Raw genomic sequence first — 24,476 nt, forward strand, 5'->3', positions numbered from 1 at the left:
TCTCCGCCGGGGCGGCCGGAACGCATCCGGCGTGTTGCAGTGCGGTGTTTAGCCCGGTTCGGAGCCGGCGCAAACCATCGTCCGCGCAGCCGCTCTACAGCCGGTAATGCGCCGCCGCGCGCGAAAGGTTCGGATTGTAATAGGGGTCGGCCCGCAGCACCGGCTCCCAGCGCTCGCGCATCACCCGTGATTCGGCCTCGAAGCGGGCGCGCTTCTCCGGCGTGTCCTCGGCGCCCCGGCTCTTCGATTCGTGGTGGAGGAGGCGGGCCTGCGGCGTCCAGACGATGCGGTAGCCGGCCGCACGAATCCGCAGGCACAGATCCACGTCGTTGAAGGCCACGGCGAGATGCGCGGCATCGAAGCCGCCGACTTCGAAAAAGACCTCTGCGCGCATGGCGAGGCAGGCGCCGGTCACCGCGGAGACCTCCTGCGACAGCAGCATCCGCGCGAAGTAGCCGGGTTCGTTGCCCGGCAGGCCGAGATGGCTGTGACCGGCAATCCCGCCGATCCCGAGCACGATCCCCCCATGCTGGATCGTGCCGTCGGGATAGAGGAGCTTCGCGCCGACCGCGCCGATCTCGGGGTCGCTCGCGATCGAGACGAGTTCGGTGAGCCAGCCCGGCTCCAACACCTCGATGTCGTTGTTGAGGAACAACAGGATCGTGCCCCGCGCCGCGGCGGCACCCCGGTTCGACAACGCCGAGAAGTTGAACGGACCCGGTGCGGGCAGCACGCGCAGGCGCGGCTCGGAACTGTAGCGCGCGAACAGATCCCGCGTCGCCGGCTCGGTGCTGCCGTTATCGACGACGACGACCTCCAGGGCCGGATAATCGGTGCGCGAGAACAGCCCGTCGATGACGACGCCGAGCAGTTCGGCCCGGTCGCGGGTCGGGATGATGACCGAGACGAGGGGCGGCGGCTCCGGCAGGGGGCGTATCAGCCGGTTGAACCCCTGCTCTCCCCGCTCGGCCCGGGCTCCCCTGCGCGCGGCCACTTCGGCGAGCGCCTGCAGGCGCGCCGCCTCGGCCCGCGCCAGGGCTCGATCCGAGAAGGTGCCGGAGCCGGCCGCCGCCCGCCAATGATAGAGCACCTTCGGGATGTGGCGCACCCGCTCCGCTGCCAGTCCTTCGGTCAGACGCAGCAGCAGGTCATGATCCTGGCTGCCCTCGAAACCGGGCCGCAGGCCGCCGAGCCGGCGCAGCGTGTCGGTGCGGACCACGCAGAGATGGTTCACGTAGTTCTGGGCCCACAGCAATTCGCGGTCGTAGCCCGACTTGAAATGCGGCTCGAAGCGGCGGTCGCGTCCATCGACCTTGTCCTCGTCACTGTAGATCAGCTCCAGATCCGGATCGGTCCGGATGGCTTCGGCGACCTCGAACAGGGCGTTTTCCGAGAGGAGGTCGTCGTGGTCGAGGAAGGCGGTGTAGGCGCCGCTCGCCAGCGCCAGGGCGTCGTTGGTCGCGCGGGCGATGTGGCCGTTCTCCGGTCGGCGCACGGAGCGGATGCGCGGCTCCTCGGCCGCGTGGCGGGCGATCAGCCGCGGAATGCGCGGATCGGTCGAGGCGTCGTCGGCGATGCAGAGTTCCCAGGTCGGATAGAGCTGGCTCCGCACCGAGCGGATCGCCGCCTCCAGCACGCGCGGATCGGGATCGTGCACCGGCATGAGCACGGAGATCAGCGGCGGCGCCTCCCATCCCGCGATCTCGGCGCGGATGCGCGCCCGCTCCGTCGCCGTGAGGCGGTCGAACCGGGCGATCCAGGCCGCGTAGCCGGTTTCGGCCCGGTGGGAGAGGGCCCGCGCGATCAGCCCGCGGGCGCGGACCTTCAGACCGAGGATGCGCCAATAGACTGCCTGCGCGGTGAGGCCGGGCTGGCGGGCGCTCGCCCGCGCCACGATCCCGAGGCGACCGCGGCGGCGGATGGCGAGGTCTTGCAGCACGAACGGATTGGTCCGCGACAGGGCACTCAGGCGTAAGCCCGAGACGCCCGGCGGCAATCGGCCGGTCCAGGCGAAGGCGTCGCCGCCGAGCGGCTCCTCGACCAGCGCCACGTTTCCGCCGTCGCCCGAGATCGCGCTGACGAGGGCGCGGGCGATGCCGCCGCTGCCGGCATCGCGCCAGGTCACGCTCACCCAGGTGCCGCCGAGGTCGGCGCCGGAGAGGTCGATGCGCAGCTCGGCCCCGTCCGCACCCGTCACCGGCAGCGCCCGGCCCGCGAGCGACGCTATGGGCCCGGCCCGTTCCGCCATCGCCCCTCAGGTCTCCCAGCTCTTCGAGACGGAGGCCCGCACGGCGTCGCTGAGCACGGTGTCGTAGACCACCATATCGCGGGCAAAGCGCATGCCGCGCAGCAGCTCGGCGAGCGCCAGTGTCTCGTTGGGGATCGGCAGGGGCAGCGGCAGCGGCGCCTCGATCCCGATATGGTGGAATGCGGAGGCCATGAAGGCCTCGAAGTAGTCGCGGTGGCCGACGACGTCGATGCGGGACAGCACCTCGACCGCGATGATGGAACTGCCCGGCATCAGCCGGTCCTCGGGCACGTGGGTGCTGAGCTGGCGGGTCAGGGGGTTGTAGAGCAGGTGATAGGCCGGCTCCGGCATCATCCGGAACAGCCGCTTCAGGCTCTTCACGTCGGTGAAGTCGTAATCGAGGGTGAAGGCTGCCGCCTCCACGAGGTTGCCGAGACGCCAGTGCTGCTCCGCGTTGGCGGCAAGGCTGGCCCGCTCGCGCAGCCAGTACAGGCGGCTCGCCAGTTCCACAAAGGGGTCGTGGATCATCAGCATGGTGAGCGCGCCGCTCTGGACGAAGTGCCCCTCGTAGCGCGGGAAGATGATCGAGCCGGCCATCAGGCAGGAATCGAGGGTGACGGTGTCGAACATCGCCCGCAGGATCTCGTCCGGAAAGCGGCCAATGCCGAAATACGATTGCCGGAAATAGGGATACAGCGCGGTCTGGATCACCGTTTCCGGGCGGATATGCCCGTTGAGCAGGATGACCTTCTTGTCGGTGAGGCCTGTCCGCGGCAGCCGTCGGTAGATCAGCACATTGGTGTCGACATCGTAGATCTCGAGCCGCTCGATGCCGGGAAGGCCCGGCACGTCCGTCTCACGGATCTCGAAATGGCATTGCCCGGTCGCGTGCCAGCCGAACCTGACGAAGTTCGGGTCGGCGTGGATCGCCGAGACCTCCGCCACCCGGCGCCCCTCGATGCAGACGCAGACCCGGCTGATCGCCTGCGGGTTGTCCGGCACCACCCAGCCCCGGATCACGTTGCCCTCGTCGGACGAAAGGAGAAACCGCATCCTTGTTCGCCGTCCTCGGCCCCGTGTGCTGATCGGTACGCCCGTTTGTCCCGCCTTTCCCTCGCGATGCCTCCGCCGTCGGAATGCAGCCGTGAGGGGAGCGGAGGGGAGATCCGGTGATCGGTCGTCCCGCGGTGCACTCTTAGCCGATTTTTGCCGCTCGCGTGCAACGGGCTGCGGCGGGGTGGGGCCGCCACGGGACGGCATGGGGTGTTTCGAAGGAGGGGATCAGATTCCGCCAAAGTCCCGCTTGCGGAGCCGCCCGGCACCGGCTATAGCCGCGGCCTCGCAGGACACCGGGGCCACCCGGACGGCTTGCAGGGGCGCGTAGCTCAGCGGGAGAGCACTACCTTGACATGGTAGGGGTCACAGGTTCGATCCCTGTCGCGCCCACCATCCCACCCCCGGTGGGATGTTCGAGTGGACCAAGGCTCCGGAGACGGGGCCTTTTTCTTTGGCCGATCGACATCTCCCAGATCGTGGGCCGGCGCGCTGAGGAAATCCGTTTCAAAAAATGCCCCGCCGTTTCCGGCGGGGCTTTCTGCGTGCCTCTCACAAAACTCCCGCTGCGCCGCCCTCGCCAAAGCGAGAACGGTCAGAGATCGGGAGTCTCGTGAGGCGCTCTCATTCCGGCCTCCGCTCCCGAGGAGCGGAGACGCTGGCTCAGGCGTGGGCCAGCGCCGCGTTCGGCACCGCCGCGTTGTTGGCGAGGTGGTGCTGCTTCAGCATCGGCCGCAGGACGGCGATGGCGAGTGCGACCGCGATCAGGTCCATCGTCGCCCCAGTGTAGAGCAGCGTCGACCACGTGCCCGTAAAGAGGCCGCGACGGGGACACGATCGTTCTCCGGACCGCTGGCGAGCCTAGGACGCAGCGCCCGCGCTCTTTTTTGCTAACGCCGCCCACGCGAAGCGCGCCGTTAGCCAATGATTAAGTATGTTAATCCAGAACAGGGCGTCCCGATAACATAAGTGAAATCTCGGATGTCCCTCGGCCCGCTTTCGACATCTCTGCCGTTCGCCCGGCCAAGACGCTCGCAACCCGCAAAAGGCCGGAGCATACGCACCGCCGCGGTGCTCGCCGCCGCAGGCCTGCTCCTCGGGGCGGCCGGCCCGGTCCTGGCGGAGGAGCTGATCCAGGGGCCGTCGGGCGCCCCCCTGCCGGCGGAGCCGAACACGCCCACGGCGCCCTTCTTCCGGTTCAGCGACACGCAGGTCGCCTACACCTACCTGAACGATCTCCGGCAGCCGGGCGTCACCGGCGGCCGGGCCGGACGCTCCATCGAGGGGCGTAGCGCGCCGGGCAACATGCTGAGCCTCACCCATGTCCATGGCTGGGAGTACGGCACCAACTTCGTGAACCTCGATCTGCGGCGCTACGGCTCGCAGATCCCGGCCGGCCGGCCGCCCTTTCCCGGACCGGCCACGACCTTCGACTACGGCCAAACCACCCTGTTCCTGACCTATCGCGGCACCTTGAGCGGCAACGCCCTGGCCGAACAGCCGTTGTTCGTCCTGCCCGGCATCATCAAGGACGTGTCGCTGGCCTACGGCGTCGATCACCAGAGCGACGACACCAAGCTGTCGCTGCTGCGAAGCCGGGCGATGGGCGGTCTGAGCTTCTCGTTCGACGTCCCGGTCGGCTTCGTCAACATCGCCGTGATGGCGCAGAAGGACTGGTTCCGGTTCGCCGACCTGCTGCCGCCCCGGCGCCAGACCGGGACGGACGTCGTGCCCCGCCTCGAGGCCACCTACCTGATCCCCCTGAAGTTCACGGGCCTGCCCTTGGCCCTGACGGGCTTCGCCTCCTACAATCCGCCCCGCGGCGACGACCCGAAGGGCGGACGGCTGAAGGCCGAGGTCCTCACGCGCGCGAACCTCGTCCTCGACCTCGGCGAACTCATCGACAACAAGCCCAATCGGGTGAAGGCCTTCATCGGCGTGCTGCACCAGAAGAATCTGCTCGGCGCCAATTCCCGCGTCGTTCCGGGCGCGCAGTTCACGTCCTTCCTCGCCGGCGTGAGCTTCACGGCGTTCTGACGATCCCGTGGCGTCGGACCGTTCCGATGCCGCCGCGTTCCCGGCCGCCGGGCCAACTCCGCAGCCGGGAACGCGCTATCCCGCGCGCGTCACAAACCTTCATCAGCATGAAGAGTGCCTCACAGAACTCCCGGTCTCCGACCGTTCTCGCTCCGGCGATGACAGCGCGGCGGGAGTTTTGCGGGAGACACGAGAGCATCGTCCCGAAAGGTGGTTGCCGGCTTTCGAAAAAAGATGATGCGAAAACAAGAGGCTAGAGCATCGTTCCGGATCCTATATCCAGGACGATGCTCTAAGGCCGATGTTTTGGATTTATATGTTGTAAATATTGCATGGATTGAAGCCGGTGTCGAGTTTTTAACTTATGAAACGTAGGGTGCGAGAAATTTGTCGGGTCTTCGCGGTATGAAAATGATGTCCATCTCTGTAAGATCTTGCCTGTTCGCGGTCGTCGGCCTCCTCAGCTTGGTTCTGATCGGTGGCGCGGCCCATCATCTCCTCGAAGCCTGGGATGTCGTGAAGACATCGGAGGTCTCGAAGCGCAACGCCGTCGTGGACAAGGCCATCCTCAACGCGATGCAGTCCCTGCGTCTGGAACGCGGCGTGAGCGCCCAGGCGCTCCAGGTGAGCCCGGATCAGGCGAGCGCCCTTCGCGAAAAAATCGCTTCGATGCGATCGGCGATCGGGACGCATCTGGGAACGATCGAGGATCAGGGCGCCTCCCTCGGCGACGCGGGATTCGAGGCCGCCCTGAAGGATGCCCACGCCGATTACCGCAACTTCGCGCTGCTGAGGCCGCGGGTCGACGAGGCGATCGCCAAGAACGTCGGCGAACGCGAGGCCGCGCTCATCGGCCTCTGGATGCAGCGCGCGGACAAGGCCCTGGGAAGTCTCGAGCGGCTGTCCGGGCACGTGGGCGAGAACATCAAGCGGATGACGCCGGGCAGTGCCGCGCTCGTCGACATCGAGGCCTCCGCGTGGCGGGCGCGCTCGGCCGTGGGCGGCGTCTACGCGACGCTCATCCGCGTGATCGCCCAAGGCCGGCCGCTGACGCCCGGCGAAGCGGAAGCCATCGCCATCGATCTGGGCAGGGCCGACGCCCATTGGGCGACCGTCCGGGCCGAGATGGGCCTGCCCGGCATTCCGGAGACCCTCGCACAGGCCTACGCGGGGGCGCAGGCGTCGATGTTCGCCCCGGAGAGCGCGACCCTTCGCAAGGGGATGGCCGAGGGCCTGACCACCGGTGATTTCCCGATGCCGCTCAAGGATTTCCAGCGCGACACCGACACGCGGCACCTCAGCGTGCTGCGGGTCGCGACGACGGCGATGGATGCGGTGATCGCCGCCACCGAGATCGCCGCCGACGAGGCGCGCCACGCGATGATGTACGCGCTCGCCAGCATCGTCGCCGTGCTCGCGGTCGCGCTCGGCGGACTGGCCGTCACGCAGTACCGGGTGATCAAGCCGCTCACGGTGATGCGCGACACGATGGCGAAGCTCAGCCACGACGATCTCGACGCCCGCGTCCCGTACCTGGACCGGCGCGACGAGATCGGCGCGATGGCCGCCGCGGTCGGCGTCTTCAAGGAGAACCTGATCCGGACCCGCGGCCTGGAGGAAGAGGCGGCCCTGGCCCGGGCGGGAATGGAAGCGCAGCGCAAGCTCGCCATGCGGCAGATGGCCGACGCGTTCGAGGAAGGCGTGAGCGGCGTCATCGACTCCGTCACGGTCGCCGCGACCCAGCTTCAAGCGACGGCGCAGGCCATGGCCGGCACCGCGACCCAGACCGCCAGCCAGTCCGTCACCGTCGCCGCGGCCGCCGAGGAGGCTTCGGTGAACGTCACCATGGTCGCGTCGGCCGCCGAGCAACTCGGATCGTCGGTGCAGGAGATCGGTCGGCAGGCCGAGGGATCGGTGCGGCTGGCGCAGACCGCGGTCGCGGAAGCGGCGCAGACGGGGGGGCTGGTGCAGGATCTCAGCGCGACGGCCGCCCGGATCGGCGATGTGGTGGGGACGATCTCCGCCATCGCCGCCCAGACCAACCTCCTCGCGCTCAACGCCACGATCGAGGCGGCCCGCGCCGGCGAGGTGGGGCGCGGCTTCGCCGTCGTCGCGGCCGAGGTCAAGGAACTGGCGACCCAGACCGCGCGGGCGACGGACGAGATCTCGAGCCAGATCGCGCAGATCCAGGGTTCGACGGGCGTGGCCGTCGTCGCGATCAACGGGATCGCCACGCGCATCCGCGAGATCAGCGGGGTCGCGACCTCGATCTCCGCCGCCGTGGAGGAGCAGGGCTCGGCCACGCAGGAGATCGTCCGCAACGTCGCCCAGGCCGCGGTCGGGACGGAGGAGGTGACCACCAACATCACCGGCGTGGCGCTCGCGGCCGAGGAGACCGGGGCGGCGGCCGGCCAAGTGCTCGGTGCGGCCTCCGAACTCAGCCGTCAATCCACGCAGCTGTCCGATCAGGTCGCGGCCTTCCTCGGCAAAGTCCGGGTGTCGTAAGGGGGGGATCGGGCGGGCGTTCGAGCGCCGGCCCTGCCTGAACGAGGAAAGCCCCGCCGTTTCCGGCGGGGCTTTCACGGTTTCGCATCGGATCCCGAAGGATCGGCGGCGGCGGGTCAGGCGTGGGCCAGCGCCGCGTTCGGCACCGCCGCGTTGTTGGAGAGGTGGTGCTGCTTCAGCATCGGCCGCAGCACGGCGATGGCGAGTGCGGCCGCGATCAGGTCCATCGTCGCCACGGTGTAGAGCACCGTCGACCACGTGCCGGTCGCCTGCATGATCAGGTTCCCGACCGGCACGAACAGTGCGGCAAAGCCCTTGGCGCAGTAGAGGACGCCGTAGATCTTGCCGATATGCTTCGAGCCGAAGGTGTCGGCGGCGGTGGCGCTGAACAGCGAGTAGACTTCGCCCCAGGCCAGGAACACGATGCCCGACAGGATCACGAAGGCCCAGGGGTTCGAGCCGAAGTAGCCGAGCGCGACGATGCCGATGCCTTCCATCGCGAAGGCGATGAACATCGTCTTCTCACGGCCGATCCGGTCGGAGATGAAGCCGAAGAGCGGGCGCGAGATGCCGTTCATGACGCGGTCCAGCATCAGGGCGAAGGGCAGCGCGGCCATGGCGAAGAAGTACAGGTTGACCTGGAAGTTCTTCACGCCGAGGTCGGTCGCGATCACGCCGAGCTGCGCCACCGCCATCAGGCCGCCGGTCACCGTGCAGGTGAACATCAGCAGCATGACGTAGAAGACCGGGGTCCGCAGCGCCTCGCCGAGGGTGTAGTCGCGGCGGGTCTGCAGCACTTTGGTCGAGAACTTGACCTCGTCCTTGGCCGGCGAACGCATGAAGATGGAGGCCAGGATGATGACGGTGCCCTGGATCAGGCCGAAGATGAAGAACGCCTGGGCGTAGCTGCCGGCATCGATCATCTTGGCGATCGGGATGATCGTCAGGGCCGAGCCCGCGCCGTAGCCGCCCGCGGTGAGACCGACGGCGAGGCCGCGCTTGTCCGGGAACCACTTCAGTGCGTTGTTGATGCAGGTGGCGTAGACGCAGCCGACGCCGATGCCGCCGAGGACCGAGCCGATGTAGAAGCCGGTCAGCGAGGTGGCATAGGAGTTCATCACCCAGGCCGCGCCGGTCATCAGGCCGCCGAACATCACGACCCGGCTCGGACCGTACTTGTCGATGAAGTAGCCCTCGATCGGGGTCAGCCAGGTCTGGACGACGACGAAGATCGTGAAGGCCACCTGGATCGCGGCGCGATCCCAGCCGAACGTCTTCTGAATTTCGGGGACGAACAGGGTCCAAGCGTACTGGATGTTGGCCGCGGCCACCATGCAGATGACGCCGAAGATGATTTGTAGCCACCGGTTTGAAGACGGTACCGGCCGATCCGGGGCAATGGACGACAATGCCATGAGCGTGCTCCCTCGTTCCTGCACAGACGTGAAGGCCTGTTGCGTAGGTTTGGCGTTTTGGGCTTGAGAAGCGTTCAGTGCAGGTTGCTGCGTTTCCTCGTCTGCCCACTGGAGCCGAGCGGCGGTCTCGTTCCGGGCATTGGTATGCATTATTTGGTATACCAGCCATGCAGGCAAGCGAAATAATGCGCAATCTGACACGAAAGTGACGGATCGAAAGGATGAAAAGTCGGAACTCAACGGGAAACGCGTTGGTCGGCCTGCAAAAAATCGCGGAGTGCCGTGTGTAGAGCGCCTCAGCCGTCACGATCCCGCGCGTCTTTCGGCAGCCGCCATTGCGCGGCAGCCGGCATGTCGACCGAATCACGGGGCCGGAGACGTCTCGGCTCGTCCTTTGGAGGACTTCGCGCGCGGCCCGATCGCCCTGAAATTTACGCTGGCACATGGCCGAATAGCCAGATCGCGCGCGAGAGCCGCGTCCGACGTCGACCCACGTCGAGAGGGCGTCGTTCTTGCTAGAGGGCGCGTGCGGGGTGGGCCGAGCGCCCATTCCGCGCGAATCCGCCTCGACAGGTCTCGCGATCCTTGCATCCTGTCCGGCGAGGCCAAGGAGCCAGTCGATGCCCTACCGCCACACCGTTGGCCCCCGCACCCACGTCTTCGCCGATCTGGCGACGCTGATGGCGAAGGCGACGCCGGTGCGCTCCGGCGATTGTCTCGCGGGCATCGCCGCGGAATCGGCCGAGGAGAACATGGCCGCCCGCTGGTGCCTTGCCGAGGTGCCGCTCAAGGATATCCTGGCCCTTCCGCTGATCCCCTACGAAGAGGATGACGTCACCCGCCTGATCCTCGACGACCACGACGAGACGGCGTTTGCCGAGATCGCCGGTCTGACGGTCGGGGATTTTCGCGAGTTCCTGCTGACGGCTTCTTCTGCGACGCTTGCGCGGATTGCGCCGGGCGTGACACCGGAGATCGCCGCCGCGGTATGCAAGATCATGCGTAATCAGGATCTGATCCTGGTCGCGAAGAAGTGCCGTGTGGTCACCCGCTTCCGCAACACGATCGGCCTGCCCGGCACGCTCGCGGTGCGGCTCCAGCCCAATCACCCGACCGACGACCCGGCCGGCGTCACCGCCTCGATCCTTGATGGGCTCTCCTATGGCTGCGGCGATGCGGTGATCGGGATCAATCCGGTCTCCGATTCGATCCAGACGATGGGGACGCTGCTGCGCCTGTTCGACGGCATCATCGGCCGGCTGGAGATCCCGACCCAGGCCTGCGTGCTCACCCACGTCACGACGACGCTCGACGCGATGAACCGGGGCCTGCCGGTCGATCTCGTGTTCCAGTCGATCGCCGGCACGCAGCGCGCCAATGCGAGCTTCGGCGTCACCCTGCCGATCCTGCAGGAGGCGCACGAGGCGGCGCTCGCGCTCAAGCGCGGCACGCTCGGCGACAACGTGATGTATTTCGAGACCGGCCAGGGTTCGGCTCTCTCGGCGGATGCGCATCACGGCATCGACCAGCAGACCTTGGAGGCCCGCGCCTACGCCGTCGCCCGCCGTTACCGGCCGCTTCTGGTCAACACCGTCGTCGGCTTCATCGGGCCGGAATACCTCTACAACGGCAAGGAGATCATCCGCGCCGGGCTGGAGGACCATTTCTGCGGCAAGCTGATGGGCGTGCCGCTGGGCGTCGACGTCTGCTACACCAACCACGCCGAGGCCGATCAGGACGATATGGACACGCTCCTGACCCTGCTCGGGGCGGCGGGCTGCACCTACGTGATGGGCATTCCCGGCGCCGACGACGTGATGCTGAACTACCAGTCCACCTCGTTCCACGATCAGCTCTACATCCGCGAGGTGCTGGGCCTGAGGCGCGCGCCGGAATTCGAGGAATGGCTCGCCCGCATCGGCCTCACCGATGCGGACGGCACGCTCCTGCCCGGCGGGGCCGAGGCCCGCCTGCTCACCGCCGCGCCGGAGCTGGCCGCATGAGCAGGCGGAGCGACACCCTCTGGCAGCGGCTGGCCCGCCTCACCCCCGCCCGGATCGGCCTCGGCCGCGCCGGCGCCGGCCTGCCGACCCGCGAGGTGCTGAAATTCGGCCTCGCCCACGCCCAGGCGCGCGATGCCGTGCATACGCCGATGGACGCCGCCGCGATCGCGGGCGCCATTGAGGCGCTGGGCCTGCCGACCGTGACCGTGACCTCCGGCGCGGAGGATCGCGCGACCTACCTGCGCCGCCCCGATTACGGGCGCCGCCTCTCGCCGGAGAGCCTCAGGGCTCTTTCCGATTCCGCGGCCGAGCCCGTCGATCTCGCGATCGTGGTGGCGGATGGTCTCTCGGCACGCGCGGTCCACGAGGGCGCCGCCGCGCTGCTCGCTGCCTTCAAGCCCCACGCGGAGGCGGCCGGCTGGCGCCTGGCTCCGGTGACCATCGCCACCCAGGCCCGCGTCGCGCTGGGGGATGCGGCCGGCGCGGCGCTGCGAGCCCGCGCGGTCGTGGTGGTGATCGGCGAGCGTCCCGGCCTGTCCTCGCCCGACAGCCTCGGCCTCTACGTCACCTTCGATCCGAAGCCCGGACGCTCGGATGCGGAAAGAAACTGCATCTCGAACGTCCGGCCCGCCGGCCTGAGCTTCGAGCTGGCCGCGTTCAAGCTGAATTGGCTCCTGACTCAGGCCTTCGCCCGCGGGCTGACGGGCGTGAATCTCAAGGACGAGAGCGATCGGATGCTTGAGGCCGCCGCGCCTGATCCTGCCATCAGCGGACTCTGAGTGAATTCGACGGAGATTTGGCCGGCGCCCCGCGAAAGGGTCGCCGGCTTTCAAAGGAAAACCAGGGACGGCACTGTCGAGGTTGTTCGCGAATCCTGAGTTGCGCGCACCGATGTCGCGTGAATTTTAGCTGAAAACAGCCGTCGTGCGGGACCGCGCGAGGGTGTGCGCGCGTTGGTTTTGCGAAGTCTTCCCAGGGCCGACACAAGCTCGGCTGTTGCGGGCCTGACACACCGCGAAAGCAACCTGACTTTGCCTTGAGCTGTGCCTTTGAGCGCCGCAATCCCACCATAAACCGGGACGACTTCCGGGGTCGCGGTAAACGCTGTCGCTCCAACGCCTTACCGCAGAGTTTCGAGGACGTCGAAGGACGTTTTTCCGTGCCAGGCCGTAACAGGCCGTGCGGACCTCGGGGGCGTAACGGGACCGGGGCACGAGATCAGCGATGGACGCGCGTCAGACCGACAAGTCGAAGCTGCCGAGCCGGCACGTGACGGAGGGGCCCGAGCGGGCGCCCCACCGCTCGTACCTCTACGCCATGGGCTTGACGACCGAGCAGATCCACCAGCCGCTGGTCGGCGTCGCCTCGTGCTGGAACGAGGCCGCGCCCTGCAACATCTCGCTGATGCGCCAGGCCCAGGCCGTGAAGAAGGGCGTCGCCGCCGCCAAGGGCACCCCGCGCGAGTTCTGCACCATCACCGTCACCGACGGCATCGCCATGGGCCACGGCGGCATGCGCGCCTCGCTGCCGTCGCGCGAGGTCATCGCCGATTCGGTCGAGCTGACGATCCGCGGCCATTCCTACGACGCCCTCGTGGGGCTGGCCGGCTGCGACAAGTCCCTGCCCGGCATGATGATGGCCATGGTGCGCCTCAACGTGCCCTCGATCTTCATCTATGGCGGCTCGATCCTGCCCGGCTCGTTCCGCGGCCGGCCGGTGACGGTGCAGGATCTGTTCGAGGCGGTGGGCAAGGTCGCCGTCGGCGACATGAGCCTGGACGACCTCGACGAGCTGGAGCGGGTCGCCTGTCCCTCGGCCGGCGCCTGCGGCGCGCAGTTCACCGCCAACACCATGGCCACCGTCTCCGAGGCGATCGGCCTCGCGCTGCCCTACTCGGCCGGCGCGCCCGCCCCTTACGAGATCCGCGACCAATTCTGCGCCGCCGCCGGCGAGAAGGTCATGGAGCTGATCGCCAAGAACATCCGCCCGCGCGACATCGTCACCCGCAAGGCGCTGGAGAACGCCGCCGCGACGGTGGCCGCCTCGGGCGGCTCGACCAACGCGGCGCTGCACCTTCCGGCGATCGCGCATGAATGCGGCATCGAGTTCACTCTGTTCGATGTCGCCGAGATCTTCCGCAAGACCCCCTACATCGCCGACCTGAAGCCCGGCGGGCGCTACGTCGCCAAGGACATGTTCGAGGTCGGCGGCATCCCGCTGCTGATGAAGACGCTGCTCGACCACGGCTTTCTCCACGGCGACTGCCTCACCGTCACCGGGCGGACGATCGCGGAAAACCTCGCCAAGGTCGCCTGGAACCCCGACCAGGACGTGGTGTACCCCGCCGACAAGCCCATCACCGTCACCGGCGGCGTGGTGGGCCTTCGCGGCAACCTCGCCCCCGAGGGCGCCATCGTGAAGGTCGCCGGCATGCCGGCTGAGGCCCAGGTCTTCACCGGCCCGGCCCGCGTCTTCGACGGCGAGGAGGCCTGCTTCGAGGCGGTGCAGAACCGCACCTACAAGCCCGGCGATGTTCTGGTCATCCGTTACGAGGGCCCGAAGGGAGGCCCCGGCATGCGCGAGATGCTCTCGACCACCGCCGCCCTCTACGGCCAGGGCATGGGCGACAAGGTCGCCCTCATCACCGACGGGCGCTTCTCCGGCGCGACCCGCGGCTTCTGCGTCGGCCATGTCGGCCCCGAGGCCGCCATCGGCGGGCCGATCGGCCTGCTGCGCGACGGCGACATGATCACCCTCGACGCGATCAAGGGTACGCTGGACGTAGCGCTCTCCGACGAGGAGTTCGCACAGCGCCGCAGCGAATGGACGCCGCGGGGCAACACCGCGACCTCCGGCTACCTCTGGAAATACGCGCAGACCGTCGGGCCTGCGGTGAACGGCGCCGTGACGCATCCGGGCGGCGCGGGGGAGACGAACGTCTATGCCGACATCTAGGACTGCCCCTTTCCGGCCCATGTGGCCGGCCGGGGCCGATCCGGGTCGGCTCCGGGCGGGGCTTCTCGCCAGCTTCCTCGGCTTTGCGCTGATGCTCACGGCCGTCGATCCCGGCACGGCGCTCGACGCGACCGCCCGCACGCCGGTCCCCGAGAAGGGATACCGTTCGGGCCGCGACGCCCTGCGCTCGGGCGTGCGCGACTACAACGCGGGCGACAAGCAGGGCGCCGTGCGGGCGCTGGAATACGCCGCCGACCAGGGCCAGACCCTGGCGTTGTGGAAGCTCGGCCGCATGTACGCGGACGGCGATGGCGTGCCCCACGACGACCTCAAGGCGTTCGAGTACTTTTCGCGCATCGCCGACGACAACACCGACGATTCGCCCGACACGCCGAATTCGGGTGTGGTGGCGAGCGCCTTCAACGCGCTCGGCACCTACTTTCTGGAGGGGATCAAGGGCACCTACGTGCGCCCGAGCGCCGAGCGCGCCTACGACATGTTCAACTACGCGGCGTCGTATTTCGGCGACCCCAACGCGCAGTACAACCTCGCCCGGCTCTATCTCGACGGCACCGGCGTCGAGCAGGATCCGCGCAAGGCCGCGCGCTGGTTCAACCTCGCCGCCGAGAAGGGCCACCGCCCGGCTCAGGCGCTGCTCGGCGACATGCTCGTCAACGGCACCGGCGTGCAGCGCCAGCCGGTGAAAGGGCTGACCTGGCTCGCCATCGCCCGCGGCGGGGCGCAGGGCGCGGCGGACGCTTGGATCGTCACTCTCTACGACAAGGCCTGGGCCTCGGCCAACGAGACCGACCGGGCGGACGCGATGGCCCAGGCGCAGTCGCTGTCGACGGGTTCGACCCGCCGGCGGCGGTGAGGCCGTCGCGCCCGGTGCGGTAGATTTACCGCGTATCTCGGCTCGGATGAGCGGTGCGGATATATGTTTGCATCCGTGACGCCGATGAAGGAGCGCGTTCGCACAGCCGGCCGTATCCGCCCCCTTCGCCTTGCATTCGGCGGCGGATCGCGCGCGTCCCCACGTCGGACGATCGAGACGTCGGTCGACGAGCCCGCCATCGCGACGCTCGTGCCGGAACTGCAATTCGACGCGTTGCCGGCACTGCTTGATAAGCCGCCGATGGTGTTCGACGAAATTCGGCGCGAGGTTGCGCAGCGGCGCTGGAGGCAGACCTCACGGCAGGTTTCTACGGCTCCCGAAGCAGATCCGCGACCGTTGTCATCGGCATCACCATCCGTGTCGGACCCTCCACCGCATCGCTGATCGTCACGAAGCCGTAATGGGCGTAGGGGCGTCGTGCCTTGTCTCCGACGGCATCGGCGGTCCGATCACCCGTCGCTCAGCTCCACCGTCACCGGCACGTGGTCCGACGGCTTCTCCAGCCCGCGCAGGTGGCGCTGCACCGAGGCCGAGACGAGGCGGTCGGCGGCTTGCGGCGAGAGCAGCAGGTGGTCGATGCGGATGCCTTGGTTCCGCGGCCAGCAGCCGGCCTGATAGTCCCAGAAGGTGTAGAGCCCCGCGCTCGGCTCGCAGGCCCGCAGGCCATCCGTAAAACCTTCCGCCAGCAGCGCGCGGAAGGCGCGGCGGGTCTCGGGCAGGAACAGCGCGTCCTGCGTCCAGGCGGCGGGGTCGGCGGCATCCTCGGGCTCGGGAATGACGTTGAAGTCGCCCGCCAGCACCAGCGCCTCCTCGGTCGTCATCAGGGCGCGGGCATGCGCCCGCAGGCGGGCCATGAAGGCGAGCTTGTAGCTGTATTTCGGCCCCGGAGCCGGGTTGCCGTTCGGCAGGTAGATCGAGGCGACCCGCACCGGCGCCACGCCCTCGCCGTGCACCAGCGCCTCGATGTAGCGCGCCTGCTCGTCCTCCGCGTCGCCGGGCAAGCCGCGCAGCAGCTGCGTGTACTGGAGCGGCGCGCGCACCAGCAGGGCGACGCCGTTATAGGCCTTCTGCCCCAGGGTCTCGACCGCGTAGCCCGCCGCCTCGATCTCCTCGCGGGGGAAGGACGCGTCCTGGCATTTCAGCTCCTGCAGGCAGACCACATCGGGCTTGGCCTCGTCGAGGAAGCCCAGCAGGTGGCCGACCCGCTGCTTGATCGAATTGACGTTCCAGGTGGTGATCCGCATGGGGTGTGGGGAGGCTCGGCCGGAGGGGCTCTCGTCATCGGGCCTTCGCGCGGCCCTGGCAAGGCGGGGCCGCCTGTCGGGCGCGAAGAGCGCCCCGCGGAGTGGAAGCCTGAGGCCGCGGATGCGGCCGCCGGCGTTTGAGGCTGAGGAATGCCCCCATGGACGCGTCGTGGTTCGAGCCGGTGCGGGCCTATTGCGAGCGCGGCGACGCCGGGTTCTGGGCCGAGCCGATCAATGCCCTGACGAACGCCGCCTTCCTGATCGCGGCCGGGCTCGCGGCGCGGCGCGCCCGCGGCGACGGGCCGGTCCTGGTGCTGGCCGGCGTGACCTTCGTGGTCGGGATCGGCTCGTTCCTGTTCCACACCCTGGCGAACCGCTGGTCGATGCTGGCCGACGTGATTCCGATCGCCGTCTTCATCTACGGCTACTTCGCTCTCGCCATGGCCCGCTTCTTCGGCCTCCGGCCGGCGGCGGCGACCGCCCTCACCCTGGCCTTTGCCGCCCTCAGCTTCGGCCTGACCCCGGCCCTCGACGCGCTGAGCGGACGCTCGGTCTCAGGCCTCACCAACGGCTCGGTCGATTACGCCCCGGCGATCCTGGCACTCCTCGGCGTCGGCCTCGCCCTGCTGAAGCGGGCGCCCGGCACGGCCCGCTCGGTGCTCGGGACCGCCGGCATCTTCCTCGTGTCGCTGACCTTCCGCACGGTCGATGTGGCGAGCTGTGCCAGCCTGCCGCTCGGCACGCATTTCCTCTGGCACGTCCTCAACGCGGCGGTGCTCTACCGCCTGCTGATCGCGGCGACCCGGTTCAGGGCCTGAGGCCCGGGTTCCGGGATCGCAAAGGGATCGTCCCTTCACCAGGGCTCTGCCCTGGACCCGCGAAAGGACCTGTCCTTTCGAAGCCTGGAGTTTCAGCCGCCGATTCCGCGGGCCTTGAGGCTGTCGCCGATCTCCTCCAGCGTGGCCGGGTCCTCGATGGTCGGGGGCATCGAAAACGCCTCGCCGTCGGCGATGCGCTTCATCGTGCCGCGCAGGATCTTGCCCGAGCGGGTCTTCGGCAGGCGTCCCACAGTGAGTGCCAGCTTGAACGCGGCCACGGGGCCGATCTCCTCGCGCACTCGGGCGACAAGCTCGCGCTCGACCGTCTCGGGATCCTTGGCGACGCCCGCCTTCAGCACGACGAAGCCGCAGGGCGCCTCTCCTTTCAGTGCGTCGCGGATGCCGATCACCGCGCATTCGGCGACATCCGGGTGCGCGGCGAGCACGGCCTCCATGCCGCCGGTGGAGAGGCGGTGGCCGGCCACGTTGATGATGTCGTCGGTCCGGCCCAGCACCGTGACGTAGCCGTCCTCATCCACCACACCCGCATCCGAAGTGTCGTAGAAGCCGGGGAAGGTGGAGAGATAGCTCTGGCGGAAGCGCTCGTCGGAGCCCCACAGGGTCGGCAGGCAGCCCGGCGGCAGCGGCAGCTTCAGGGCGATGGTGCCCATCGTGCCGGGGGGAACCGGCTTGCCTGATTCGTCGAGCACGTGGAGGTCGTAGCCCGGCATCGGCTTGGCGGTGGAGCCATACTTCACCGGCAGCCGTTCCAGCCCGAGCGGGTTGCCGGCGATCGCCCAGCCGGTCTCGGTCTGCCACCAATGGTCGATCACCGGCCGCTCCAGCGCCCGCTCGGCCCAGGCCACCGAATCCGGGTCGGCCCGCTCGCCGGCCAGGAACAGGGCGCGGAACCGCGAGAGGTCGTAGCCCGCGATCTTTTCCGCCCGCGGGTCCTCCTTCTTGATCGCGCGCAGGGCCGTGGGCGCCGTGAACAACACCGCGGCGCCGTGCTCGGCGGCGACCCGCCAGAAGGCGCCGGCATCCGGCGTGCCGACGGGCTTGCCCTCGTAGAGCACCGTGGTGCAGCCGTGCAGCAGCGGCGCGTAGACGATGTAGGAGTGGCCCACCACCCAGCCGATGTCGGAGGCGCAGAAATAGACCTCCCCGGGCGCGACGCCGTAGAGGTTCGTCATCGACCACGCCAACGCGACGCAATAGCCGCCGCTGTCGCGCACCACGCCCTTGGGCCGCCCGGTCGTGCCGGAGGTGTAGAGGATGTAGAGCGGGTCGGTCGCCGCGACCGGCACCGGCTCGGCCCGCCGTCCGGCCCGGCGCGCCCGCGCGACGGTCTCCGCCCAATCCCGGTCGCGCCCCTCGACGAGGCCGGCCTCTTCTTGCGGGCGCTGCAGGATCAGGCAGGCGTCGGGCTTGTGGGTCGAGCGGGCGATCGCCGCATCGAGCAACGGCTTGTAGGCGACGACGCGGGCCGGCTCGATGCCGCAGGAGGCGGCCAGGATCACCTTGGGTGCCGCATCCTCGATGCGGGCGGCGAGTTCGTTGGCGGCAAACCCGCCGAACACCACCGAGTGGATCGCTCCGATCCGGGCGCAGGCCAGCATCCCGAACAGGGCCTCGGGCACCATCGGCATATAGATCACCACCCGGTCGCCCTTGGTCACGCCGAGATCGGCGAGAATGCCGGCGAGCACCGCCACCTCGTCGCGCAGTTCCCCGTAGCTGATGCGGCGCTTGGAGCCGGTGACGGGCGAATCGTGGATGATCGCGGCTTGGTCGGCGCGACCGCCCTCCGCGTGCCGGTCGACGGCGTTGCGGCAGACATTGAGCCGGGCGTCCGGAAACCAGCGGCCGTAGACGCCCCGCTCGGCATCGAAGGCGCGGGTGGGGGCGACGTCCCAATCGATCGCTGCCGCCGCCTTCAGCCAGAAGCCGTTCCGGTCCGCGAGCGAGGCGGCGTGGACGGCAGCATGGGCGCCCTCAGGCGCGGTGGGCGTGGCGGCGGACATCGGCGTTTCCCTCGCGCGGCCTGTTGATCCGGCCTGTTCGAGGGCGATGATAGCGCGGTTTCGACCGCTGCGCGCCCAACTACGATGCCTCGAAATGCGCGCCCTCAAAGCAGAACCGCCGCGCTGGTGACCCAGGCGGCGGTGGCGGTGTTGTCCGAGGCGGGAGAAGAAGCGGAGCCGGCGGCGCCTCCCGGGGCGACGCCGGCCGGGATGTCGCTAGTGGAGGGTGTCCCCGCGCAGGCGCTCGATTTCGTCCTTGAGGTGCAGTTTCTTACGCTTGAGTTCGGCGATGCGCAGATCGTCGCTGGCGAGGGACTGCATCGCGTGGTGAAGCTCGCGCTCGAGGGCTTCGTGCTTGGCGGCGAGCTGGCTCAAATGCGTCTGCAAGGACATGAGGTGTCGCTCCTGTCACAGTTTCCGACTGGAGTAGACTGGCACAGGATGGCGCACGTGTCGAAGCCATTCGGCGGCAAAGTGGATGGATCGATAACAGGGCAATTTCAAATCTTCCGGAGCGGGGCGGTGCGCTGATCTTGGCCGTTGCAAGCTCCGACAAGACGGGAGAACCGGGTGCCATGCCTTGCTCCGGCCGGGAGCTTGGCGCATGGTCGCGCCCGGTCAAGGCCGGTGGTGTGTTTCGAGCGATGATGGCGGACGAGATTGCCAACGACGCGGTCGCGGATCCGGCCGGCGAGCTGACGCGGTTGCGCGAAGAGCACCGGGATCTTGACGAGGCCATTGAGGCACTGAAGGTCAGCGTCGCCGTCGATCAGCTCCAGTTGCAGAGGCTCAAGAAGCGTAAGCTCGTCCTGCGCGACCGGATCACGCATCTGGAAGACCAGATCACGCCGGATATCATCGCTTAGAGCGCATTCTCTTGAACCAAGGACTTCGTCGGAATGCGCTTTGGCGCATCGCCCCGAAAGCCGATGGCCGCCTTTCGGGGCGATGCTCGCGCGGCAACGCCGGGAAGGTCACGGCCTCCCCGGCGAAGCTGCCGTCGATGGGCGGTTCGGTTACTTGGCGAGATAGGCCGAGACGCTCGACACCCGGGTTCCGACGAGCCGGACCGCCTTGCGCAGGCGTTCGTCGGAGACCTGAAGCAGGTCGGCCCAGTGCTTCCGGGTGGTGCTGTCGTGGATGTCGATATGGGTTGCCGTGCGGGCGCGCGTGGTCTGGTCCACGGAGGACATTTGAGAGCTCGCTGAGGTAAGGGGCCGGGCCGCTCGATGGCCGTTTCCAGCACAACGCGGCCGGTCGATTTCGGCTCCGCCCGGTTCGGCGAGAATCGGAGGATTTTCACAGAGCGTCGCCGGTGCCTCCGCGTGGCCTCGACGCCGCGCCAGGGGCGCGGCTTGCGCCTTGTGGCCGGCCCGCCGTGCACCCGCATTTCAAGTGTTTGCGGGGTCTCGCCTTGCCGGGGTGCGGCGCCCCCTGTTATTCGGCCCTTTCGCGGGCCGACGGGCCCGCTTCCTCGCAATGGGCCAGACGACGATGCTGGGATCGCCCCCGGTCGCGATCATCATGGGAAGCCAGTCGGACTGGGCGACCATGCGCAACGCCGCCGAAACGCTGGACGCGCTCGGCGTCGCCTACGATGCCCGCATCGTCTCGGCCCACCGCACCCCGGACCGCCTCGTCTCGTTCGCCAAGGGCGCGCGGGAGGCCGGCTTCAAGGTGGTGATCGCCGGGGCGGGCGGGGCCGCGCATCTGCCGGGCATGACGGCGGCGATGACGTCGCTGCCGGTCTTCGGCGTTCCGGTCGAGTCGAAGGCGCTCTCGGGGCAGGACAGCCTGCTCTCCATCGTGCAGATGCCCGCCGGCATTCCCGTCGGCACGCTGGCGATCGGCCGGGCCGGGGCCGTCAACGCCGCCCTGCTCGCCGCCGCCGTGCTGGCGCTCACCGATGCCGGGCTCGCCGAGCGGCTCGATGCCTGGCGCGACCGCCAGACCGCATCCGTCGCCGAACGGCCGGACCCCTCTCAAGCCTGACAACGACACGAAGCGCCATGGCCTCTCCCACCTCCTCGCCGCAGATCCGGCCCGGCGGCACCCTCGGCATCGTCGGCGGCGGCCAGCTCGGCCGCATGATCGCGCTCGCGGCGGCCAATTACGGCCTCAAGGTGCACCTCTACGCCCCTGACGCCGACAGCCCGGCTTTCGACGTGGCCCATGCCCACACGCTGGCGCCCTACGACGACGCGGCGGCCCTGGCCGCCTTCGCCGATGCCTGCGACGTGGTCACCTACGAGTTCGAGAACATCCCCCACGCCACCGCGGCCGTGCTCGCCGAGCACGCGACCCTGCGCCCGAGCGCGACGGCGCTGCTCACGACGCAGGATCGCCTCTCCGAGAAGGACTTCGTGACGTCGCTCGGCATCCCGACTGCGCCCTACCGGGCCGTCGATACGGCCGAGGATCTCGTGCACGCCCTGGAGACGCTCGGCCGACCCGCCGTGCTGAAGACCCGGCGCTTCGGCTACGACGGCAAGGGCCAGCGGATGATCCGGGAGGGCGACGAGCCGGCCGCCCTCCTCGCCGAATTCAAGGGCGCGCCCTGCATCCTCGAAGGGTTCGTGCCGTTCGAGCGCGAAATCTCGGTGGTCGCCGCCCGCGGGCCGGACGGGACGTTCGCCGCCTACGACCCCTGCGCCAACGAGCACCGCGACCACATCCTCGCGCTCACCCGCGTCCCCGCTCCCGGCCTGACCCGGACGACGGGCGATGCGGCGGTCGCCATCGCCCGCGCCATCGCCGAGGCGCTGGACTATGTCGGCGTGCTCGCGGTCGAGCTGTTCGAGATCGCCGGGCCCGAGGGGGCGGCCCGCCTCGTCGTCAACGAGATCGCGCCCCGCGTGCACAATTCCGGGCATTGGACCATCGAGGGCGCGCTGACCTCGCAATTCGCGCAAGCGGTGCGCGCGGTCTGCGGCTGGCCGCTCGGCGATACCGCCCGCACCGGCGGCATGGCCGTGGAGATGGAGAACCTCATCGGCGCCGAGGCCGATGCCTGGGCGGACCTGCTCGCGGAGCCGGGCGCCCATCTTCACCTCTACGGCAAGGCCGAGGCCCGTCCCGGCCGCAAGATGGGTCACGTCACCCGGCTCAAGCCGCTCGACTAAAGCTTGACCATTCAATCTGTCGCCTCTCGGCAACAGAAAACCACAGTCGAGCCCGGTTCGAAGCATTCGGCGAAAGCGTGAGGATGCGGGCCACACCTTCGCCACATCCCGAGGTTTGAGCGGAGGGTACGGGGCGTCCGCGGAAGCATCGTGCGTGTTCTTCCAGTCTACGGCTGGACGGGCTCGCTTGGTTTTCCCGGGTTCGTTTCGCAAAAACCTCCGCTCCACGGCTCGGCCCGCGCGGGCCCCGTCGGCGATGCGGATGTTTTGCGAGGCACTTTAAGCGCCCATTCACCGTGTTGCGGCAGCGTGCGCGCGACGGGATGATCCGGGCCTCAAGGGGCCGCCGCGGAGATCCGGGCAAGCGGGCGCGGGGGAGAACGGGACAATGATCGGGATGACGCTGGACGGACGCAAGGCGAGGCTGATCGGTGCCCTCGCGCTGACGGCCGCGGCGCTGGCCGGCTGCGAGACCTATGGCAGCGCGACGGCTCCGCGCCAATTCGCGGTGCTGGAGACCGACACGACGGGCGCCACCAACGTCAACATCGCCTCGCTCAGCGACGTGATTTCGCGCAACCCGTCGGATGCCGGCGCCTACAACACCCGCGGCGCGGCCTATGCCCGTGCGGGTCAGTTCGGCGAGGCGATCACCGACTTCTCGAAGGCGATCCAGCTCGATCCGAACTCGGCCTCGGCCTACAACAACCGGGCGCTGGCCTACCGCCAGACCGGCCGCGCCGATGCGGCGATGCAGGACTTCTCGAAGGCGATCGCCAACGACCCGAATTTTTCCGCCGCCTATATCGGCCGCGCGAACCTCGAGCGCGCCCAGGGTGACCTCGACGGCGCGCTGAACGACCTCAACGTCGCGATCCGCCTCGCCCCGGAATCGGCCGAGGCCTACCACGCCCGCGGCCTCGTGCGGCAGAAGCAAAACCACAATCCGGAGGCGATCGGCGACTTTGCTGCGGCCATCGACCGCAATCCCTTCGTGGCCGCCCCCTACGCCGCTCGCGGCCAGAGCCTGATCTCGCTGGGCCAGTACGACAAGGCGATCGAGGACTTCAACGCGGCGCTGAACGTGAACGCGAAGGACGCCGGATCCTGGGCCTATCGCGGGCTGGCCTACGAGAAGACGAACCGCCGCAAAGAGGCGAACGAGAGCTATCAGCAGGCCGCTCGCCTCGATCCCAATAACGCCGTGGCCAAGCAGGGCGTCGGCCGCATGCAGGGCGGCTTGTTCTAGAGCGCATTTCGACGAAGCGGTCACCGGTTTGTCGAAAGAAAGCGTTTTGAAACAAGCACCTAGAGGCGCCGCCCTGATGCCGTCAGGTCGGGTGCGGCTCGAGGGCACGGTCCCTTGCAAGGGGCCGCGGGGGCGTCGAGAAGCGCCCGTCCAGACGGCTTGGAACGGTCGACCGACGGGCCGAGCGTACCTCAAGCATCGAAGCGAAATCCGGAAGAACCTGCCCGATCCACCTTGTCCGAGCGCCCTTTCAGGCTGATTGCTGACCAGCGGTCGCCGAACCCGCGACGCGAAGGGAAGGGCTTTGATCCGCGTCGGCCAGCGCGTCTCGCGATCCGGGTGGGCTGGGAGCGGGTGCAACCTCCGCCGGGTTGCGGGCAACTTGAAATCTGTGGGTGGGGCTCTCCGAAACGGATTTCACAGTTTATACTTCCGTATCAAACGCGATCTTGAGCGTATCGAGAGAGCGTAGAGGGAGAGGCCGATGCCGGACGGAACCGAATTGTTCAACGGAAGGCACGTCCTTGTCGTCGAGGACGAATATTTCATCGCCGAAGACATACGGCGCGCGTTCGAAGAGAGGGGCGCGCAAGTGGTCGGCCCCGTGGGGAACCTCGATGACGCTCTGGCGATGATCGAGACATGCCCGCGCATCGACGGCGCGGTGCTCGACATCAACCTGCGTGAGGTCATGGTCTTTCCGGTTGCCGACGCGCTCAGGGCGCGCGGCGTCCCCTTCGTCTTCGCCACCGGCTACGAGGAGAATGCCATCCCGACGCGCCTGCGGGACGCGCTTCATTGCGAGAAGCCGATCGATCCCGTGCGTCTGGCCAAGGCGCTGTTCGGTCAAGCCGTCGCCGGCTGAGCTTGAGCCGAGCAGGGGGGCGGCTCCGGCTCCGCTTCGGTTC

At 68.6% G+C, this 24,476-nt stretch carries 20 protein-coding genes, 1 tRNA gene and 1 pseudogene; 14 read left to right on the plus strand and 8 right to left on the minus strand.

Annotation, left to right across the window (positions count from 1 at the left end; translation table 11 throughout):
- Nucleotides 1-94: 94 nt before the first annotated feature.
- Both E4V01_RS05245 and E4V01_RS05250 read right to left on the minus strand, forming a co-directional pair.
- Entirely contained in the window at nucleotides 95-2,248 is a 2,154-nt protein-coding gene (locus tag E4V01_RS05245; protein ID WP_135297628.1) for a glycosyltransferase family 2 protein, read from the minus strand.
- Between the two features lie 6 nt (nucleotides 2,249-2,254).
- The gene (locus E4V01_RS05250; protein ID WP_135297629.1) at nucleotides 2,255-3,301 is read right to left on the minus strand and encodes a hypothetical protein; all 1,047 of its coding nucleotides are present in this window, start codon (nucleotides 3,299-3,301) and stop codon (nucleotides 2,255-2,257) included.
- A 321-nt stretch (nucleotides 3,302-3,622) separates the two neighbouring features.
- On the opposite strand from E4V01_RS05250, the gene E4V01_RS05255 reads away from it, so the two are divergent.
- A tRNA-Val gene (locus tag E4V01_RS05255) sits at nucleotides 3,623-3,697 on the plus strand.
- Nucleotides 3,698-3,964: 267 nt separating this feature from the next.
- On the opposite strand, the pseudogene E4V01_RS05260 reads toward E4V01_RS05255, so the two are convergent.
- Nucleotides 3,965-4,114, minus strand: a pseudogene (locus E4V01_RS05260) (oxalate/formate MFS antiporter); the annotation flags it as partial.
- A 258-nt stretch (nucleotides 4,115-4,372) separates the two neighbouring features.
- On the opposite strand from E4V01_RS05260, the gene E4V01_RS05265 reads away from it, so the two are divergent.
- A complete protein-coding gene (locus E4V01_RS05265; RefSeq protein WP_135297630.1) occupies nucleotides 4,373-5,338 on the plus strand; it encodes a hypothetical protein in 966 nt (321 codons plus the stop codon).
- A gap of 414 nt (nucleotides 5,339-5,752) precedes the next feature.
- Complete coding sequence (locus E4V01_RS05270) at nucleotides 5,753-7,843, plus strand: methyl-accepting chemotaxis protein (RefSeq protein WP_245517425.1); 2,091 nt, start codon at nucleotides 5,753-5,755, stop codon at nucleotides 7,841-7,843.
- A gap of 116 nt (nucleotides 7,844-7,959) precedes the next feature.
- Here the strand turns inward: E4V01_RS05270 and oxlT are convergent, their stop codons facing one another.
- Nucleotides 7,960-9,258, minus strand: a complete 1,299-nt coding sequence (oxlT, locus tag E4V01_RS05275) for an oxalate/formate MFS antiporter (protein ID WP_060769541.1) — start codon at nucleotides 9,256-9,258, stop codon at nucleotides 7,960-7,962.
- A gap of 620 nt (nucleotides 9,259-9,878) precedes the next feature.
- Between oxlT and E4V01_RS05280 the strand changes: the two genes are divergently transcribed.
- The 5 genes from E4V01_RS05280 (at nucleotide 9,879) to E4V01_RS05300 (ending at nucleotide 15,495) form a co-directional block, all read left to right on the plus strand.
- Nucleotides 9,879-11,261 carry an ethanolamine ammonia-lyase subunit EutB gene (locus E4V01_RS05280; protein WP_135297631.1) on the plus strand — a complete coding sequence of 461 codons (1,383 nt, stop codon included), beginning with the start codon at nucleotides 9,879-9,881 and terminating at the stop codon, nucleotides 11,259-11,261.
- Nucleotides 11,258-12,040: an ethanolamine ammonia-lyase subunit EutC gene (eutC, locus tag E4V01_RS05285; RefSeq protein WP_135297632.1), complete on the plus strand. Its 783-nt coding sequence runs from the start codon at nucleotides 11,258-11,260 to the stop codon at nucleotides 12,038-12,040. Before E4V01_RS05280 ends, eutC begins: the two co-directional genes overlap by 4 nt.
- A gap of 445 nt (nucleotides 12,041-12,485) precedes the next feature.
- A complete protein-coding gene (ilvD, locus tag E4V01_RS05290) occupies nucleotides 12,486-14,216 on the plus strand; it encodes a dihydroxy-acid dehydratase (protein ID WP_060769544.1) in 1,731 nt (576 codons plus the stop codon).
- Nucleotides 14,203-15,090, plus strand: coding sequence for a tetratricopeptide repeat protein (locus tag E4V01_RS05295; RefSeq protein WP_135297633.1), 888 nt, complete (start codon nucleotides 14,203-14,205; stop codon nucleotides 15,088-15,090). The genes ilvD and E4V01_RS05295 overlap by 14 nt, the downstream gene beginning before the upstream one ends.
- Nucleotides 15,091-15,153: 63 nt before the next feature.
- A complete protein-coding gene (locus E4V01_RS05300; RefSeq protein ID WP_135297634.1) occupies nucleotides 15,154-15,495 on the plus strand; it encodes a hypothetical protein in 342 nt (113 codons plus the stop codon).
- A 65-nt stretch (nucleotides 15,496-15,560) separates the two neighbouring features.
- On the opposite strand, the gene xth is transcribed toward E4V01_RS05300, so the two are convergent.
- On the minus strand, nucleotides 15,561-16,355 hold the full coding sequence (xth, locus tag E4V01_RS05305; RefSeq protein ID WP_060769546.1) for an exodeoxyribonuclease III: 795 nt from the start codon (nucleotides 16,353-16,355) through the stop codon (nucleotides 15,561-15,563).
- Nucleotides 16,356-16,513: 158 nt separating this feature from the next.
- Here xth and E4V01_RS05310 point away from each other — a divergent pair, with 158 nt between their 5' ends.
- Nucleotides 16,514-17,173 carry a ceramidase domain-containing protein gene (locus E4V01_RS05310; protein WP_135297635.1) on the plus strand — a complete coding sequence of 220 codons (660 nt, stop codon included), beginning with the start codon at nucleotides 16,514-16,516 and terminating at the stop codon, nucleotides 17,171-17,173.
- Between the two features lie 92 nt (nucleotides 17,174-17,265).
- On the opposite strand, the gene E4V01_RS05315 is transcribed toward E4V01_RS05310, so the two are convergent.
- A complete protein-coding gene (locus E4V01_RS05315) occupies nucleotides 17,266-19,197 on the minus strand; it encodes a propionyl-CoA synthetase (RefSeq protein ID WP_135297636.1) in 1,932 nt (643 codons plus the stop codon).
- A 216-nt stretch (nucleotides 19,198-19,413) separates the two neighbouring features.
- Nucleotides 19,414-19,590 carry a YdcH family protein gene (locus E4V01_RS05320; RefSeq protein ID WP_003603176.1) on the minus strand — a complete coding sequence of 59 codons (177 nt, stop codon included), beginning with the start codon at nucleotides 19,588-19,590 and terminating at the stop codon, nucleotides 19,414-19,416.
- A gap of 251 nt (nucleotides 19,591-19,841) precedes the next feature.
- Here E4V01_RS05320 and E4V01_RS05325 point away from each other — a divergent pair, with 251 nt between their 5' ends.
- The gene (locus E4V01_RS05325) at nucleotides 19,842-20,063 is read left to right on the plus strand and encodes a YdcH family protein (RefSeq protein ID WP_003603178.1); all 222 of its coding nucleotides are present in this window, start codon (nucleotides 19,842-19,844) and stop codon (nucleotides 20,061-20,063) included.
- A gap of 150 nt (nucleotides 20,064-20,213) precedes the next feature.
- On the opposite strand, the gene E4V01_RS05330 is transcribed toward E4V01_RS05325, so the two are convergent.
- Nucleotides 20,214-20,390, minus strand: a complete 177-nt coding sequence (locus E4V01_RS05330; protein ID WP_083530819.1) for a DUF3606 domain-containing protein — start codon at nucleotides 20,388-20,390, stop codon at nucleotides 20,214-20,216.
- Nucleotides 20,391-20,691: 301 nt separating this feature from the next.
- Here E4V01_RS05330 and purE point away from each other — a divergent pair, with 301 nt between their 5' ends.
- The 4 genes from purE to E4V01_RS05350 all read left to right on the plus strand — a co-directional run bounded on the left by purE (nucleotide 20,692) and on the right by E4V01_RS05350 (nucleotide 24,433).
- The gene (gene purE / locus E4V01_RS05335; protein WP_015822543.1) at nucleotides 20,692-21,189 is read left to right on the plus strand and encodes a 5-(carboxyamino)imidazole ribonucleotide mutase; all 498 of its coding nucleotides are present in this window, start codon (nucleotides 20,692-20,694) and stop codon (nucleotides 21,187-21,189) included.
- Between the two features lie 17 nt (nucleotides 21,190-21,206).
- Nucleotides 21,207-22,319, plus strand: coding sequence for a 5-(carboxyamino)imidazole ribonucleotide synthase (locus E4V01_RS05340; protein ID WP_135297637.1), 1,113 nt, complete (start codon nucleotides 21,207-21,209; stop codon nucleotides 22,317-22,319).
- Between the two features lie 388 nt (nucleotides 22,320-22,707).
- Nucleotides 22,708-23,568 (plus strand): tetratricopeptide repeat protein, encoded by an 861-nt coding sequence (locus E4V01_RS05345; RefSeq protein ID WP_056194475.1) that lies wholly within the window; start codon nucleotides 22,708-22,710, stop codon nucleotides 23,566-23,568.
- A gap of 484 nt (nucleotides 23,569-24,052) precedes the next feature.
- The gene (locus E4V01_RS05350; protein ID WP_060769552.1) at nucleotides 24,053-24,433 is read left to right on the plus strand and encodes a response regulator; all 381 of its coding nucleotides are present in this window, start codon (nucleotides 24,053-24,055) and stop codon (nucleotides 24,431-24,433) included.
- The last annotated feature ends 43 nt before the right edge of the window (nucleotides 24,434-24,476 follow it).

The organism is Methylorubrum sp. Q1, from assembly GCF_004683995.1.
Taxonomy (GTDB): domain Bacteria; phylum Pseudomonadota; class Alphaproteobacteria; order Rhizobiales; family Beijerinckiaceae; genus Methylobacterium.